Origin of the sequence: Staphylococcus pasteuri (assembly GCF_030547725.1) — a bacterium.
GTDB lineage: Bacteria > Bacillota > Bacilli > Staphylococcales > Staphylococcaceae > Staphylococcus > Staphylococcus pasteuri.
The window spans coordinates 1-290 of the sequence record NZ_JAUOQO010000215.1 but is presented as its reverse complement, the minus strand read 5'-3'; the positions used below and the strand labels follow the sequence as shown (position 1 = coordinate 290).

Genomic DNA, 290 nt, shown 5'->3' with positions numbered 1-290 from the left:
ACCTTAGTATTTGATGATGCGAAGAAGGGGCTACCGGCTATTCTGATGGTTCCAAATTGGATGGGCCCCACCGAAGGCTCGTTAACTAAGGCAAAAAAAATAGCAGAAATGGGCTATGCGGTAATGATGGCCGATGTCTATGGTACTGACGTTAGACCCACTAATGCAGATGAAGCAAAAGTGGCGGCAACAGCGCTTCGCAGCGACAGACCCTTACTACGTGCTAGAACTAAGGCAGCGCTAGATGCGATGAAAGCCAATTTGCCCAGTGCAAATACAGACGCCGATAG

1 protein-coding gene is annotated in these 290 nt (G+C 49.0%); it reads left to right on the top strand.

The annotated features are described in order from the left end of the window. On the top strand, positions 1–290 hold a 290-nt coding region (locus Q4528_RS13450; RefSeq protein ID WP_303522021.1), incomplete at both ends, for a dienelactone hydrolase family protein.